At 70.7% G+C, this 14,977-nt stretch carries 15 protein-coding genes; 4 read left to right on the top strand and 11 right to left on the bottom strand.

All coding sequences use genetic code 11. From position 1 onward, the window contains the following. Window positions 1-93: 93 nt before the first annotated feature. Genes WBK31_RS22885 through WBK31_RS22895 form a run of 3 tightly spaced genes read right to left on the bottom strand, consistent with a single transcriptional unit; the run spans window position 94 to window position 2,761 of the window. Window positions 94-507 carry a cytochrome c oxidase subunit 4 gene (locus WBK31_RS22885; RefSeq protein WP_364055258.1) on the bottom strand — a complete coding sequence of 138 codons (414 nt, stop codon included), beginning with the start codon at window positions 505-507 and terminating at the stop codon, window positions 94-96. Continuing rightward, window positions 507-2,174, bottom strand: a complete 1,668-nt coding sequence (gene ctaD / locus WBK31_RS22890; protein WP_364055261.1) for a cytochrome c oxidase subunit I — start codon at window positions 2,172-2,174, stop codon at window positions 507-509. Before ctaD ends, WBK31_RS22885 begins: the two co-directional genes overlap by 1 nt. After that, a complete protein-coding gene (locus WBK31_RS22895) occupies window positions 2,171-2,761 on the bottom strand; it encodes a cytochrome c oxidase subunit II (RefSeq protein WP_364055264.1) in 591 nt (196 codons plus the stop codon). The genes ctaD and WBK31_RS22895 overlap by 4 nt, the downstream gene beginning before the upstream one ends. Before the next feature lie 383 nt (window positions 2,762-3,144). On the opposite strand from WBK31_RS22895, the gene WBK31_RS22900 reads away from it, so the two are divergent. From WBK31_RS22900 to WBK31_RS22910, 3 genes are all read left to right on the top strand, one after another. Then, the gene (locus WBK31_RS22900) at window positions 3,145-4,287 is read left to right on the top strand and encodes an aminotransferase class V-fold PLP-dependent enzyme (RefSeq protein ID WP_364055267.1); all 1,143 of its coding nucleotides are present in this window, start codon (window positions 3,145-3,147) and stop codon (window positions 4,285-4,287) included. Continuing rightward, a complete protein-coding gene (locus WBK31_RS22905; protein ID WP_364055270.1) occupies window positions 4,284-4,529 on the top strand; it encodes a sulfurtransferase TusA family protein in 246 nt (81 codons plus the stop codon). The genes WBK31_RS22900 and WBK31_RS22905 overlap by 4 nt, the downstream gene beginning before the upstream one ends. A 69-nt stretch (window positions 4,530-4,598) precedes the next feature. Beyond that, the gene (locus tag WBK31_RS22910) at window positions 4,599-5,033 is read left to right on the top strand and encodes a CBS domain-containing protein (protein WP_364055273.1); all 435 of its coding nucleotides are present in this window, start codon (window positions 4,599-4,601) and stop codon (window positions 5,031-5,033) included. 236 nt (window positions 5,034-5,269) lie between these two features. On the opposite strand, the gene WBK31_RS22915 is transcribed toward WBK31_RS22910, so the two are convergent. Both WBK31_RS22915 and erpA read right to left on the bottom strand, forming a co-directional pair. Next, window positions 5,270-6,256, bottom strand: coding sequence for a carbohydrate kinase family protein (locus tag WBK31_RS22915; protein WP_364055276.1), 987 nt, complete (start codon window positions 6,254-6,256; stop codon window positions 5,270-5,272). A 112-nt stretch (window positions 6,257-6,368) separates the two neighbouring features. Beyond that, a complete protein-coding gene (erpA, locus tag WBK31_RS22920) occupies window positions 6,369-6,722 on the bottom strand; it encodes an iron-sulfur cluster insertion protein ErpA (RefSeq protein WP_364055279.1) in 354 nt (117 codons plus the stop codon). A gap of 158 nt (window positions 6,723-6,880) precedes the next feature. Here erpA and nadA point away from each other — a divergent pair, with 158 nt between their 5' ends. Further along, a complete protein-coding gene (nadA, locus tag WBK31_RS22925) occupies window positions 6,881-8,038 on the top strand; it encodes a quinolinate synthase NadA (protein ID WP_406673101.1) in 1,158 nt (385 codons plus the stop codon). Window positions 8,039-8,101: 63 nt separating this feature from the next. Here nadA and WBK31_RS22930 read toward each other — a convergent pair whose 3' ends face one another. The 6 genes from WBK31_RS22930 to htpX form a co-directional block, all read right to left on the bottom strand. Further along, window positions 8,102-8,701, bottom strand: a complete 600-nt coding sequence (locus WBK31_RS22930) for an SIMPL domain-containing protein (RefSeq protein WP_364055285.1) — start codon at window positions 8,699-8,701, stop codon at window positions 8,102-8,104. 50 nt (window positions 8,702-8,751) lie between these two features. Next, window positions 8,752-11,424, bottom strand: coding sequence for a protein kinase domain-containing protein (locus WBK31_RS22935; RefSeq protein ID WP_406673102.1), 2,673 nt, complete (start codon window positions 11,422-11,424; stop codon window positions 8,752-8,754). A gap of 267 nt (window positions 11,425-11,691) precedes the next feature. Then, entirely contained in the window at window positions 11,692-12,360 is a 669-nt protein-coding gene (locus WBK31_RS22940; RefSeq protein ID WP_406673103.1) for an alpha/beta fold hydrolase, read from the bottom strand. Continuing rightward, the gene (locus WBK31_RS22945; protein WP_406673104.1) at window positions 12,282-13,421 is read right to left on the bottom strand and encodes a DUF998 domain-containing protein; all 1,140 of its coding nucleotides are present in this window, start codon (window positions 13,419-13,421) and stop codon (window positions 12,282-12,284) included. Before WBK31_RS22945 ends, WBK31_RS22940 begins: the two co-directional genes overlap by 79 nt. A 94-nt stretch (window positions 13,422-13,515) precedes the next feature. Beyond that, window positions 13,516-14,073 (bottom strand): PspA-associated protein PspAB, encoded by a 558-nt coding sequence (gene pspAB, locus WBK31_RS22950; RefSeq protein ID WP_364055294.1) that lies wholly within the window; start codon window positions 14,071-14,073, stop codon window positions 13,516-13,518. 4 nt (window positions 14,074-14,077) lie between these two features. Further along, complete coding sequence (htpX, locus tag WBK31_RS22955) at window positions 14,078-14,977, bottom strand: zinc metalloprotease HtpX (RefSeq protein ID WP_364055297.1); 900 nt, start codon at window positions 14,975-14,977, stop codon at window positions 14,078-14,080.

The following is a 14,977-nucleotide window of genomic DNA, read 5'->3' on the forward strand; positions in this document are numbered from 1 at the left end:
CGAATCACCACATCCGTACACCGTTAAAGAACACCAAAAAGCGGGCGTCCTCCCCAAGGGAGGCCGCCCGCTTCAGGTGTGCGGCTCAGTGGCTCAGTGCGAGAAGTGGCCCCGGTAGTACTGGAACACGAACCCGATCATGGCCATGATCACGAGGAAGACCCCGATCAGGAACATCCAGAAGCCGATCACGAACCCGGCGAAGGCGAACGCCGCCGCCAGGCACAGGAACAGCGGCCACCAGCTGCTCGGGCTGAAGAACCCGAGCTCGCCCGCACCCTCGCTGATCTCGGCCTGCTTGTTGTCCTCCGGCTGGGCGCCGATGCGCTTCGCGGTGAACATCAGGTAGTAGCCCACCATGAAGGCGAACCCGACCGAGATGGCCATCGCGGTGGTGCCGACCGGCTCACCCTGACCGGTGGCGGCCTTGGTCCAGAACCAGTACGCGATGTCGACGCCGGCGAAGAAGACCCCGCACAGCAGGAACAGCCAACCTTGGACCTTCATCAGGCCTCAACCTCCTCGGTGGACTTGCTCGAGGTGCGCGGGTAGTGCAGGTCGAACGCGGGGCGCTCGGACCGGATGCGCGGCAGCGAGGTGAAGTTGTGCCGCGGCGGCGGGCAGGAGGTCGCCCACTCGAGCGAACCGCCGTAACCCCACGGGTCGTCGACGGTGACCTTGGGCGCGCTGCGCCAGGTCTTCCAGACGTTGTAGAAGAACGGCAGAGTGGAGGCGCCGAGGATGAACGCGCCCACCGACGACAGCAGGTTGAGGTCGGTGAAGCCGTCGGCCGCGCTGTAGTCGGCGTAGCGGCGCGGGAAGCCGAGCATGCCGAGCCAGTGCTGGACGAGGAACGTCGTGTGGAAGCCGATGAACAGCAGCCAGAAGTGCAGCTTGCCTAGCTTGTCGTTGAGCATCTTGCCGGTGAACTTCGGCCACCAGAAGTAGAACCCGGCGAACATCGCGAACACGACGGTGCCGAAGACCACGTAGTGGAAGTGGGCCACGACGAAGTAGGTGTCGCTGATGTGGAAGTCGAGCGGCGGCGAGGCCAGGATGACACCGGTCAGACCGCCGAGCAGGAACGTGACGAGGAAGCCGATCGAGAACAGCATCGGCGACTCGAACGTCAGGTGCCCGCGCCACATCGTGCCGATCCAGTTGAAGAACTTCACGCCGGTCGGCACCGCGATGAGGAACGTCATGAACGAGAAGAACGGCAGCAGCACCTGCCCGGTCGGGAACATGTGGTGCGCCCAGACCGTGATGGACAGACCGGCGATCGAGATCGTCGCGCCGATGAGGCTGATGTAACCGAAGATCGGCTTGCGGCTGAAGACCGGCAGGATCTCCGTCACGATGCCGAAGAACGGCAGCGCGATGATGTACACCTCGGGGTGGCCGAAGAACCAGAACAGGTGCTGCCACAGCAGCGCGCCGCCGAACTCGGAGTCGAAGATGTGGGTGCCGAGCTTGCGGTCGGCCTCGAGCGCCAGCAGCGCGGCGGCCAGCACCGGGAAGGCCATCAGCACGAGCATGCTGGTCAGCAGGACGTTCCAGGTGAAGATCGGCATCCGGAACATCGTCATGCCGGGCGCGCGCATGCAGATGATCGTGGTGATGAAGTTCACCGCACCGAGGATGGTGCCGAGACCCGACAGCGCCAGACCCATGATCCACAGGTCACCGCCGATGCCCGGCGAGTTGATCGCGTTGGACAGCGGCGTGTAGGCGAACCAGCCGAACGAGGCGGCGCCGCCCGGGGTGAAGAAGCCGGAGACGGCGATGATGCTGCCGAACAGGTAGAGCCAGTAGCTGACCATGTTCAGGCGCGGGAACGCCACGTCGGGGGCGCCGATCTGCAGCGGCATCAGCTCGTTCGCGAAGCCGGCGAACAGCGGCGTCGCGAACATCAGCAGCATGATCGTGCCGTGCATGGTGAACAGCTGGTTGAACTGCTCGTTGGTGGTGAACTGCAGCCCCGGCTGCGCCAGCTCGGCCCGCATGACCAGCGCCATCACGCCGCCGATGAGGAAGAAGGCGAACGACGTGATCAAGTACATGTGCCCGATGATCTTGTGATCGGTCGAGCTCATCCACTTCGCGATGATCTGGCCCTTGGTGCTGGGCCGGACCCGCGGCGTCGTCGTCAGTGGTTCTTGGATGGCGGTCACTGGGCACTCCCAGCCTGGTGGGTCGCGATGTACTGTTCGAACTCGGTCTGGTCCACGAGCTTGACCGAGAAGAGCATCCGGCTGTGGTCGACACCGCAGAGCTCGGCGCAGCGGCCGGCGAAGGTGCCGGTCTTGTCGAGCGTGGTGATCTCGAACTTACGGCCGGGGTTGTCCTCGGGGATGCCGGGGATGACGTCACGCTTGAAGAGGAACTCCGGCACCCAGAACGAGTGGATGACATCGTCGGTCGACAGGTCGAACTCGACCTTCGTCTTCTTCGGCAGGACCAGCTGAGGGCCCTGGTTGTAGTCGCTGACCGGCACGCCCGCGACCGGTTCGATCGTCTTGCCCTTGTAGGTCGTGGTGAAGCGCCAGCTCCACTGGAACGCCTCGACCTTGACCTTGACCGGCGCGTCGCCGCTCACCTTGGTGAGCGTCTCGCTGTCGCGCGCGGTGAAGAAGAAGAACACCGAGACCATCACCAGCGGAATGACCGTGTAGAGGATCTCGATGGGCAGGTTGTAACGCACCTGCGGCGGAAGGTCGGCCTTGGCCCTGCGCTTGCGGTGGAAGATCGACGCCCACAAGATCAGAACGATGACGACGGCGCCCGTGGCGAGAGCGGCGATCCAAGCCCCGTTCCACAGGCTCTGGACGACCCCGCCCTGCTCGGTGACGTGATCGGGAAGAAGGCCGCGAGACCATTTGGCCTCGGGGACGTCATTAGCACACGCCGTAGCAGTGGCCAGCAGCAACGCCAAAGCGGCGGCGCGTGGCACCCTGCGCCGGGCCAACGAACGCCGCGTCGTACGGCGAGTCGGACTCACGGATCGCCTACCCCACAGATGAAGCCCAAGAGTCTTTCCCCTGGGCGCTCGTATTTCCTGATGCACAGCTTGATTGCAGACACATTAGCGTGCAGGTGCCTCGCCCCACCGCGCGACCCCTCCATGGCGCCGGAAGTGGGACGATGAGTCTCGTGGCGTACTTCGATGCGGCATCAACCGAACCGCTGCACCCCCAGGCGCGTGAGGCGCTGCTGGCGGCGCTGGACGCCGGCTGGGCCGACCCCGCGAGACTATACGGCGCTGCCCGCCGTGCGCACCTGCTGCTGGAGCAGGCCCGCACGGAGGTGGCCGAGGTGCTCGGCGCGCGACCCGACGAGGTGTCGTTCACCTCGTCCGGCACACAGGCCGTGCATCTCGGTGTGCTCGGAACCCTACACGGCAGGCGCAGGGCCGGGCGCCACCTGGTCACCAGTGCCGTGGAGCATTCGAGCGTCCTGCACGCCGGTGAAGTGCACGAACGCGACGGCGGGACGGTCGAGACGGTCGGCGTGGACATCACCGGCAAAGCCGACGCCGCCGCCTTCGCCGAGGCGGTCGCGCGGCCGGGCACGGCGCTCGCGTGCCTGCAGACGGCCAACCACGAGGTCGGCACGCTCCAGCCGGTCGCCGAGGTGGCCGCCGCCTGCCGGGAGCACGGCGTGCCGCTGCTGGTGGACGCGGCGCAGACGGCCGGGCGGCTGCCGATCCCGCCGGGCTGGTCGGTGCTGACGGCCAGCGCGCACAAGTGGGGCGGCCCTGCCGGGGTCGGCGTGCTCGCCGTGCGCAAGGGCACGCGCTTCCGCTCTCCCCTGCCGCTGGACGAGCGCGAGCGCCGGCGAGTGCCGGGCTTCGAGAACGTGCCCGCCGTGGTCGCGGCGGCGGCCGCGCTGCGTGCGATGGCCGCCGAGGCGGAGGCGGAGCAGGCCCGGCTGTCGGCGCTGGTCGACCGGATCAGGGAGCGGGTCCCGCAGCTCGTGCCGGACGTGGAGGTCATCGGCGACCCGGTCGAGCGGGCGCCGCACATCGTGACCTTCTCGTGCCTGTACGTCGACGGCGAGGCGCTGCTCACCGAACTGGACAAGGCGGGCTTCGCGGTATCCTCCGGAAGTTCGTGCACCGCTAGTACGCTTCGTCCATCGCACGTTCTTGAAGCGATGGGCGTGCTGACGCATGGCAATGTCCGGGTGTCGCTGCCCAGGGGCACGTCAGCGGCCGAGGTCGACGCGTTCCTCGCCGTGCTGCCCGAGCTGGTGCACCGCATCCGCCAGGACGCAGGAGTCGCATGACCGAGGTTACCCAGCCGGCGTTGACGATCGACGCGCTCGGGAAGAAGTGCCCGATCCCGATCATCATGCTCGCCGAGCAGATCAACCACGTCCCGCTGAACGCGGTGGTGGCCGTGCTGGCCGACGATCCCGCGGCGTACAACGACGTGCCGGCGTGGTGCAGGCTGAAGTCGCATCGCCATGTCGGCTCGTACGAGCTGCCCGAGGGCGGCTGGGCCATCCACGTCCGCCGCAATTACTAGGGGTCCGATTTGTCCCTGTATGGGGGGTAGGGGACTTCCGAAGGAAGTCGCCGACACCAGGGGAAAGCCATGATCAGCTCACAGTCGCACAACTGCGCACGCGACGTCATGAGCACGGGCGCCGAGTGCATCAGCACGCACGAAACCCTCGACAGGGCCGCGCAGCTCATGCGCGAGCACGAAGTGGGGGCACTGCCCGTGTGCGGGCCCGACGACCGGGTGACGGGCATCATCACCGACCGCGACATCGTGATCAAGTGCATCGCCGCGGGGCACGACCCGGCCAAGACGACGGCGGGCGAGCTGGCCACCGGACTGGTCTGGGTAGCGCCGGACGCCACGGTGGAGGAGGCGCTCTCACGCATGGAGGAGCACCAGATCAAGCGGCTGCCGGTGATGGACGGCGGCCGGCTGGTCGGCATGATCAGCGAGGCGGACCTGGCCGCGCACCTGAGCGACGACCAGCTCGCCGAGTTCGTGCACCGCGTCTACGCGCGGCACTGAGCGCCCGCACGCCGCGCAGAGCACGCCGCTTTGCGCAGCCGCGCGCCGCTCAGGGCACGCCGCTTTGCGCGCCCGCACGCCACGCGGGACGCCCGGCCGAGCGCCCGTCGCACCACGCTGAGCGCCTGGGAGGGGCCGTACCGGGCGCTCATGTCAGAAAGGGCCGGACCGCCGGTGAGCGGCCCGGCCTGGCGCGTGAAAGGGGCCTTTCGCGTGCGGGAAAGGCCCTGGATCGGTCAGGGGTGGTAGCAGCGGACGTGCTGGGCGATCTCCGCGGCCGCGTCGGCGCCGTACGCGGCTCCGAAGCGCTCCAGGAACTCCTTCTGCCCCAGTTCGTACTCCTGACCGCCCACGCGCTCGAGCACGTGCGTGGCGGTGAGGTTGCCGATCTGCCCGCACCGCTCCAGCGACAGGCCCCAGGCCAGGCCAGCGAGGAAGCCCGCCCTGAAGGCGTCGCCCACGCCGGTCGGGTCGGCCTTGCCGCGCTCGGGGGCGGGGGCGACCTGGATGGACGGCTCGCCCTTGCGGTCGATGACCGCGCCCTTGGGGCCGAGCGTGGTGATCCGGACGCCGACGCGGTCGAGGATCTCCGCGTCGGACCAGCCGGTCTTCTGCTCGATGAGGCCCTTTTCGTAGTCGTTGGAGAACAGGTAGGCGGCGCCGTCGACGAGCTGGCGGATCTGCTCGTCCTCCATGCGCGCGAGCTGCTGGGAGATGTCGGCGGCGAACGGGATGCCGCGCTGGCGGCACTCGTCGGTGTGGCGCAGCATCGCGTCGGGGTCGTTGGGGCTGATCAGGACCAGGTCGAGCCCGCCCACACGGTCGGCGACCGGCTTGAGCTCGATGAGCCGCGCCTCGGCCATGGCCCCGGTGTAGAAGGAGGCGATCTGGTTGTGGTGCTCGTCGGTGGTGCACAGGAAGCGCGCGGTGTGCTGGGTCTCGGAGACGTGCACGGAGTCGCAGTCGACGCCGTGGCGCTCCAGCCAGGAGCGGTAGTCGGCGAAGTCGTTGCCGACGGCGCCCACGAGGATCGGCCGCAGGCCGAGACAGGCCATTCCGAAGGCGATGTTCGCCGCGCATCCCCCGCGACGGATCTGCAGATCGTCGACCAGGAAGGAGAGCGACACTCGGTCGAGCTGCTCGGCGATCAGCTGGTCGCCGAAGCTGCCGGGGAACGTCATCAGGTGGTCTGTCGCGATGGAGCCGGTTACGGCGATGCGCACGGGATTCTTCTTCCTCGTTGTCAGCAGGCCAAATGAGCCCCACGAGAATACGCGAAGGTCCCGCCCGCTCAAAGGCGGACGGGACCTTGCGGTGGTTGCGGACGACCCGCTCTTAGTTGAACGAGTCACCACAGGCGCACGAGCCCGTGGCGTTGGGGTTGTCGATCGTGAAGCCCTGCTTCTCGATGGTGTCGACGAAGTCGATGGTCGCGCCCATGAGGTAGGGAGCGCTCATCCGGTCGGTGACCACGTTCACACCACCGAACTCGGACACGACGTCACCGTCCATCGAACGGTCGTCGAAGAAGAGCTGGTAGCGCAGGCCGGAGCACCCGCCCGGCTGCACGGCGACCCGCAGCTGCAGACCCTCTTCACCCTGCTGCTCCAGCAGGCTCTTGACCTTGGCGGCGGCCGCGTCAGTCAGGATCAGGCCCTGTGCCGTGGTCTCGCTGCTCTCAACCGTCATCTGCTGACTCCCTAACCCGGCTGTCTGTTTTCGACGTCCTACAGATGACGCTACCAACACCTGCGAGTGTCCACACATTCCCGAGTACCGGACATCCCGGAATAAACCGTTTCGGCGGTATGTCATCATGAGTATCGTCAAACCGACGATAAGGGGGTATGGCGATGGCCACCCAGACCGGACTGCCGCTTTTCGTCCTCGGCAGGGGAGCCGATCCGCACAGTGAGAAGGGGGTCGACTGCCCCGGCGAGCTGCCTCCCGCCTCCGACCCCGCGCTGGTGGAACGCGCCCGGAAGGCCAAGGAGGCGCTCGGCGACCGCCTGTTCGTGCTCGGCCACCACTACCAGCGCGACGAGGTCATCCAGTTCGCCGATGTGACGGGCGACTCGTTCAAGCTCGCCCAGCAGGCGGCGGCGCGCCCCGAGGCGGAGTACATCGTCTTCTGTGGCGTGCACTTCATGGCCGAGTCCGCCGACATCCTGACCGGCGACGGCCAGAAGGTGATCCTGCCCGACATGGCGGCGGGCTGCTCCATGGCCGACATGGCGACCTACGACCAGGTCGAGGAGTGCTGGGAGGAGCTGGAGGACGCGGGGCTCGCCGACGTGGTGGTACCGGTCACGTACATGAACTCCAGCGCCGACATCAAGGCGTTCTGCGGGCGCAACGGCGGCGCGGTGTGCACCTCGTCCAACGCCCGCCGCGCCCTGGACTGGGCGTTCGAGCAGGGCGAGAAGGTGCTGTTCCTGCCCGACCAGCACCTGGGCCGCAACACGGCCGTGCTGGAGATGGGCATGTCGCTCGACGACTGCGTGGTGTGGAACCCGCACCGCCCGAACGGCGGCCTGACCCGCGAGGAGCTGGAGCGGGCGAAGATGATCCTGTGGCGCGGCCACTGCTCGGTGCACGGCCGCTTCACCGCCGAGTCCGTGGACGACGTGCGCGCCCGCATCCCCGGCGTCAACGTGCTCGTGCACCCCGAGTGCCGCCACGAGGTCGTGACCAAGGCCGACTACATCGGCTCGACCGAGTACATCATCAAGACGCTGCAAGCCGCGCCGGCCGGTTCGAGCTGGGCCGTCGGCACCGAGCTGAACCTGGTCAAGCGGCTCGCCCAGACCTTCCCCGACAAGAACATCTCGTTCCTCGACAGGACGGTCTGCTACTGCTCCACGATGAACCGCATCGACCTGCCGCACCTGGTGTGGGCGCTGGAGTCGCTGGTGCTCGGCGAGGTCGTCAACCAGATCACAGTGGACGACGACACCGCCCACTGGGCCAAGGTCGCGCTCGACCGCATGCTGGCGCTGCCGTAACCCGGTGCCGGGTCGCGCGAAGTGACCCGGTGAGGGTCACGCGAAGTCGTACCCGCGCAAGGGTCAGGCGAAGTCGTATCCGACCTCCACGTAGACCGTGACCTGCCGCGTGCCGGGGCTGATCGAGGCCCCGGCCTCGGCCGCCAGCGCCGCCGCCCGCATCGGCTGCGGCGGGGCCTGGCGCAGCTCGCTCACCGACACCACGCGGCCGAGCGGCCGGCCCGCCAGCGCGGCGTACTGGACGGCCTTGGCGGCGGCGTCCCTGAATGCCCGCTCCCTGGCCTCGGCCAGCGCCCTCGCGGGGTCGGACAGCTCGAACGCCACGCCGTTGAGCCTGACCTCCTCGCCCACGCCCGCCACCGTGTCGATGACGTGGTCGGCCCTGCTCACGTCGCGGACGACGGCCTCCACGCCCTGCGCCGCCCGGTAGGCCGACACCTTGGGGTACGCCGCGTACTCGGGGCCCAGGGACAGCTCGACCGTCGTCACGTCGCGGGCGGTCACTCCCGCCCGGTCCAGCGCCTCGGCGAGCCGCGTCGCGGCGGCGCGGGCGGCGGAGAACGCTTCGGCCGCGGAGGCCCTGCGGACCTCCACGCCCGCGTGCAGCCGCAGGATGTCGGGCGCGGCCAGGACCGAGCCCTCGCCGATCACGGTGATGTCCACGGGCAACCCCCTCAGGTGGGTCCAGGCCCCGATCCTAGATCGGGTACGCGCTACGCGGTGGGCCTGGCGAAGCGGAAACCCATCGCTTCGAACTGCGCCTTGTCGGGAGCCTTCGCCAGCACCCTGCCGACCTGGCCCTTGAGGTCCACCACGACCGCCTCGTAGCCGTTACCCGCCCGCCGCCACACCGCCAGGTGGTCGTCGTCCCACCAGCCGATGAGCCGTTCGGCGGCGATCGGCACGGTGACCGGGTCACCGCCCGCCGTCGGGCGCACGCACAGCGCGGTGCCCGCAGGCGTACAGTGCGCCAGGAACCGGCCGCCGGACGGCGAGACGTCGTCGCCCTCCACCCACACCGGCGAGCCGACGTCCTTGAGCGTGCGCAGCACCTTGCCGTCCAGGCCGTAGAACGTCATCGCGCCGCCCGCCCACGTGCCCACCGCGCGGCCGCCCGCGTCCCAGAAGAAGCGCCACTCCCCCGCGCCCTTCTCCCGCACCTCGAACACCTCGCCCCGGCCCGCGGCGACGTCGATGACGCCGAAGCCGTACGTCTGCACGGCGTCGCCCTCGCCCTTGTAGAGGGTGACCAGGCCCCGCTCACCGTCCGGCGACCAGCGGGGCGTGGTCGGGAAGACCGGCTTCGGGCTGAGCTTGACCACGCGCTTGGTGCCGGTGCGGTGATCGACGATCGAGACGGTGGAGAACAGGTCCGTGCTGTAGTCCACGTCGGTGGCCAGGGCGAGGTTCGTCCTGGGGTCGAGGGCGTACTCGAAGTAGCGCTCCTCTGGGGCGAACTCGTTCGCGTCGTGCTTGCGCACGTAGAGGCGCTTGCCGCCGTCCAGCGTGTAGGAGACCAGCTTGACGGGGTCGGCGTCGCTCTCCCGGACCTCCACGGAGGTGCCCGGCAGCGTGAACGTACGGAGCTCGGGCGTGGCGGTGGTCCCCGCCGTCGTGATGGCCGCCGCCGACGGGGTCGGGCTGACGGTGGGCGACGCAGGCGTGCTCAGCCGTACGGCGACCAGCGTGACCGCAGCGGCCAGCCCCAGCACCCCGGCCGTGGCTCCGGCCACCACCAACCTGGCCCTTCGCCGCCGAGCCGCCCTCTCAGGCCCGTCACCTGGGGCGGCCGGCGCGACCTGACCGCGCGGCCCGGCCGGCGTGGCCGCACCGCCCGCCCCAGGCGACGGCACCGGCTCGGCAGGCCCGCGCAATGGGGCCTGGCCACCTGACGTGGGCGACGGGGTCTGAGCGGGTGATGCCGTCTGACCATGCGGCGCGACCGCACCTGGCGGTGTGACGTGACTGGGCGGTGTGACGTGACTGGGCGGCGTGACCTGGCCGCCTGGCTTGGACGATGCGGCCGGGCCGCTCGGTCCGGGCGGCGTCCGGGCACCCGGACCGGGCTGTGCGGCGGCCTGGGCCGGCGGCGCGACCCGGCCACCTGACGTTGGCGGCGTGGCCATGGGGGGAAGTGCCGTCTCACCGGGCGGCGCTGCCGGGCCGTCCCGCCTGGGCGGCGCGGCCGGGGCGGGCGATGCGGCCTGGCCACCATGCTCGGGCGGTGTGGCCGGGCCCCCCGGGCTGGGCGGTGCCGTCTGGGCACCCGGCCGGGGTGGCGCGGGTGGCGCGGCCTGCCCGCTGGGCTCTAAGGGCGTGTTCCGCGAGGCGGCGCTGCCCTCTAAGAGCAGGCCCTGCTGCGGCCCTGCCTGAGACGGCAGCCCCTGAAGCGCCAGGCCCCGAGACGACGAGCCCTGAGGCGACGAGCTTTCGAGCGACGCGTCCCGAGAGGACGGGCTCTGGGGCGAGGAGCTCTGAGACAACGAGCCATGAGGCGGCGGGTTCTGGGGCGGTGAGGCTTGCGAGGCGGGCTGGCCCGCGGTCTGGGGCGGCAGGGGGTGCCGTGGCGCGGCAGGGACGTGGCCGAGCAGGCGCATGAGGGCCTCGTCGGCCGCCGGTCTGCTGTCCGGGTCCTTGGCCAGGCAGTCGGAGACCAGCGCGCGCAGGGCGGGGTCGCCGATGCAGGAGACGTCGGCCTCGGCGTGCAGGATGCGGTTCACCACGGCGGCCACGCTGTCCTGCCCGAACGGCGGCCGTCCCGACGCGGCGAAGACCATCGTGCCCGCCCAGGCGAACATGTCCGACTTCGGCCCAGGGCCCTCGTCGCCGAGTTGCTCGGGCGCCATGTACGACGGCGTGCCGACCACGGCGCTGGTGAGCGTCGATGCCAGGTCGAGCGCCTTGGCGATGCCGAAGTCGATGACGCGCGGCCCGTCGGAGGCCAGCACCACGTTCGACGGTTTGAAGTCCCGGTGCACGATGCCGGCCTGGTGGATGGCGACCAGCGCGGTGACCGTGCCGATGGCCAGCCGGTGCAGGGCGGTGCCGGTGCGCGGGCCCTGCTCGCGTACGACGTCGGTCAGGGTGCGGCCGTCGATGTACTCGCTCACGATGTACGGCCGCCCGTCGCTCAGCCCGGTCTCGATGACCTGGGCGGTGCAGAAGGGCGCCACCCGCCTGGCCATCGCCACCTCGCGGACGAACCGCTCCGACGCCTGGGCGTCGCCCACCAGGTCGGCGCGCAGCAGCTTGACCGCGACACGCGTCCCGTCGGCGCCCGTGGCGAGGTACACGATGCCCTGCCCGCCCTCGCCGAGCCGCCCGGTCAGGCGATAGCCGCCCACCGCCGCGGGGTCGCCAGGACGCAGGGGCGCGTGGTCCGGCATTGGCACATCCCCCACGAAATGGCGACTTTACCGCCATTCTGGCGGTTCGCCGGGCTTCCCGTCACGTGATCACCGGACCGCCCGTCACAGGTTCACCGGGCCGCACATGGCGCGTACGCCGGGCCGCACATCACGTCCTCATCCGGCCGCACGTCACGCGATCACCACCCGCACGTCACGCCCTCATCCGGCCGCACGTCACGGGATCGCCGGAACGGGCTGCACGCCTTGATCCGGCCGTGCGCCGGGCGTTGCCCGGGGCACACGTCAGGCATCCACGTGCCCGGCCGTCACGGCGCCGGCGATGGCCTGCGGGGCGCGGAGCGGGATGCGGCGGCCGATCCCCGGCAGCCGTACATGCCTCCCGCCGAGCGTGGCGGCGAGCCGGGCCTGGCACTCGTCGGCGTCCTCACCACTGATCACGGTGACCGGGACGGCGGGGAAGGGCTTGTCGGCGCGGAGCAGGAGCAGATCGGCGGCCATGTCACCCCGGGCGAGCCACTCCCCCACGACGGCGGCGGGCACCTTGCCCAGGACGTACACGCCGGACGGGTCGGGCAGGCCGGTGAGCAGCCGGTGCGCGACGGGACCCGTCATGCGGGCCAGCACGGCCGCGCCCCACGTGCCGCCGAGCGCGGGCAGCCACCGCCCTGCGTTCCTGGCGGCGGCGTACGGGCGGCGTCCGGCCACGCAGGCCGGGTCCACCAGGACGAGCCCGGCCAGACACAGCGGGTGCAGCCGGGCGAACGCCTCCGCATGCCAGCAGGCGACACCGTGCGCGACGAGCGTCACCTGCTCAGGGTGCGCGGGTGCGAGCGCGGCCAGGCGGGCGACCTCGGCGTACAGGGTCGGCGGGGTCACGGGACGCGGGCTGCGTCCGAGCCCCGGGCGATCGAAGCGGATGACACGGCGGCTCCCCGCCAACAGCTCGGCCACGGCGTCCCAATGGAACCAGGCGCCGCCGGGACCTGCGGTGATGAGCACGGCGGGCCCCTCACCCTGCTCGACGACATGCGGCCCGGCGCCCTGCGACGCGCCTGCGGGCGGCGGAGGCAGGACGCAACCGCCGGCGGGGGCGGAGGCACTACGCGGCTACCTCCCGCACGGGGTGGAGGCGGTACGCGGCTGTCAGCGGGCGGCGGAGGCGCCATACCGCCCTCAGCGGGCGGTGGAAACGCCACACGGCCCTCAGCGGGCGGTGGTGGCAGGACGCGGGCGCCGCCCACGCCGCCCATGCGGCCGGGCGCGACCCGCAGGCAGCCCTCGCCGTACGGGTCATCGGTGGCGGCCCCGGGACCGTCCGCACGGCCGGCGACGCCGTCAGCAGGCGGGTCCGCGGCCGCGTCACCGGCCATCCGGCCCTCGGCGGCATCGCCGTCAACGCGCTCCGGAGAGACGTCGTCGGTGACCAAGAGGTGCAGTGCCACGTACACGAGCCAGAACGCGATCACCGTGAGCTGGGCGCGGTGCGCGAGGCCGGCGCCGTGCCCCGCCAGCAGCGCTATCACCAGGAGCAGCGTGGTGACCAGGCTGAGCCAGGTCAGCAGCCACGCCACCCACGACCGCCAGCACGCGGCGAGGAACGCCATGGCGGCCAGGACGGCGAGCGTGGCGAGCGTGCCGGCCGTCTCGTGCAGCCGGTGGGCGAGCGAGACGCCGGCGGCGCCGCAGGAGGGGTCGCTGAGCGCGGCGCAGTCGAGCGGGAACAGCCCGCCGGCGAAGGTGAGCAGCCCGAACGCGGCCAGCGCCAGCCAGCCCGGCCATTCGCGGGCCACCCGGGGCACCAGCAGCACGCCGAGCACGCACGCGAGCCCCGCCAGCCCGTCGCTGACCCGGAACAGCCGGGTCCACGGCTGGTCGCGGGCGGCCAGTTCGCTGACGAAGCCGTGCGTCCTGTCGACCGCGGGCGTGGTGAACTGGCCGGTGATCCAGGCGCTGCCCAGCACCGCCGCCACGATGAACGCGCACGCGGCGAACACGTACAACCTTCGCCCCACGTGACAATTAGATCACTCGGTGCGATAGTCGCAGATGAGCGCCCCTGCGGATAAGCCTCCCCGAGGCGCCGGCGTCTCGAAGCGCCCCGAAGCCTCAGAGTCCGGGAGCGCCCCACACCGGGAACCAGCGGCCGAGATCCTTCTCCAGCGGCAGCTCGCCCTCCAGCGCACCCCTGGCCTGCAGTTCGAGCGCGTTGTCGCGCTTCTCCCCCGGCAGCGGCGCGAACGGGTAGAAGGTGCCGCGCTTGTACAGGTAGACGACGGCGAGCCGGCCGCCGTCCCGCCGGGCGAACGACACCAGCGAGCACAGCAGCGACGGGCCGAACCCGGCGCCCTCCAGCGAGGAATTGACCGCGTGCAGCTCGGTGACCAGGTCGCTGAGCGCCTCCGGCGGGCGGCGTACGAGCAGCCAGGTGTAGCCGTAGCCGTCGGATGACTTCTCGACGCGATCGCCCAGCAGCGCCTGGACGTCGCGTTCGAGACTGGCGAAGGCGCCGCCCTCGGCGGCGCGGAAGGCGACGGAGCCCAGCCCGGTGGGCGTGAGACCGGTCGCCGCCTGCAGCGTCACCGCCGCGGACGGCAGCGCGAACAGCGCGTCGAGATTCGGCTTGACGGGCTTCGACCGGCCGAGCAGCACGTCGAGCCAGCCCATGGCCTCAGCCCCTTCCGAGCTGGCGGGAGATGCCGGCCAGCTGCTCCAGGCGGCGCTCCAGCGGCGGATGCGTCGAGAACAGCGCGGCCAGCGTCGCCCCCTTGGCCAGCGCGGGCGCGAAGTAGAAGGCGTTGAACGGCTCCGCCTCCCGCAGGTCGCGCGTCGGGATTCTGGCCATGTCGCCGGACACCTTGGTCAGTGCGCTGGCCAGCGCGGACGGGCGCTGCGTGAGCAGGGCACCGGCCCGGTCGGCGGCCAGCTCGCGATAGCGCGACAGGGCGCGGGTGAGCAGGAAGCTGACGGCGTACACGACGACGGACACCAGCAGGATGATGACGCCGATGGGCAGCCCGCCCTGGCCGCCGTTGCGGCGGCCGCCGAGCCCCGTGTAGAGCGCGAACCTGGTCATCAGCCCCGCCACGATGCCGAGGAACGAGGCGATGGTCATGACCGCCACGTCGCGGTGTGCGACGTGGGACAGCTCATGAGCGATCACGCCCTCCAGCTCCTGCGGCTCAAGGCGGCGCAGGATGCCGGTGGTCACGCAGACGACGGCGTGCTTCTGGTCACGCCCGGTGGCGAACGCGTTGGGGACGTCGGACTGCGCGATCGCCACCCGCGGCTTGGGCATGTCGGCCAGCGCGCAGAGCCGGTCGATCATGCCGTGCAGCTCGGGCGCCTCCTGCGGCGAGACCTCCCGCCCGTGCATCGCGAACAGTGCGATGCGGTCGGACAGGAAGTACTGCACCAGCAGGAAGGCGCCCGCCAGCACCAGCACGGTCAGCGCCTGAGCGCCGAGGGCGATCAGTACGCCGACGAACACGACATAGAGCAACCCGAGCAGGAACAGCGTCACGACCATCCGGCGGCTGAGGCCGGGGTCGGACGCGAACCGCGTGCTCAC

This window comes from Nonomuraea sp. N2-4H (assembly GCF_045291505.1).
GTDB lineage: Bacteria > Actinomycetota > Actinomycetes > Streptosporangiales > Streptosporangiaceae > Nonomuraea > Nonomuraea fastidiosa.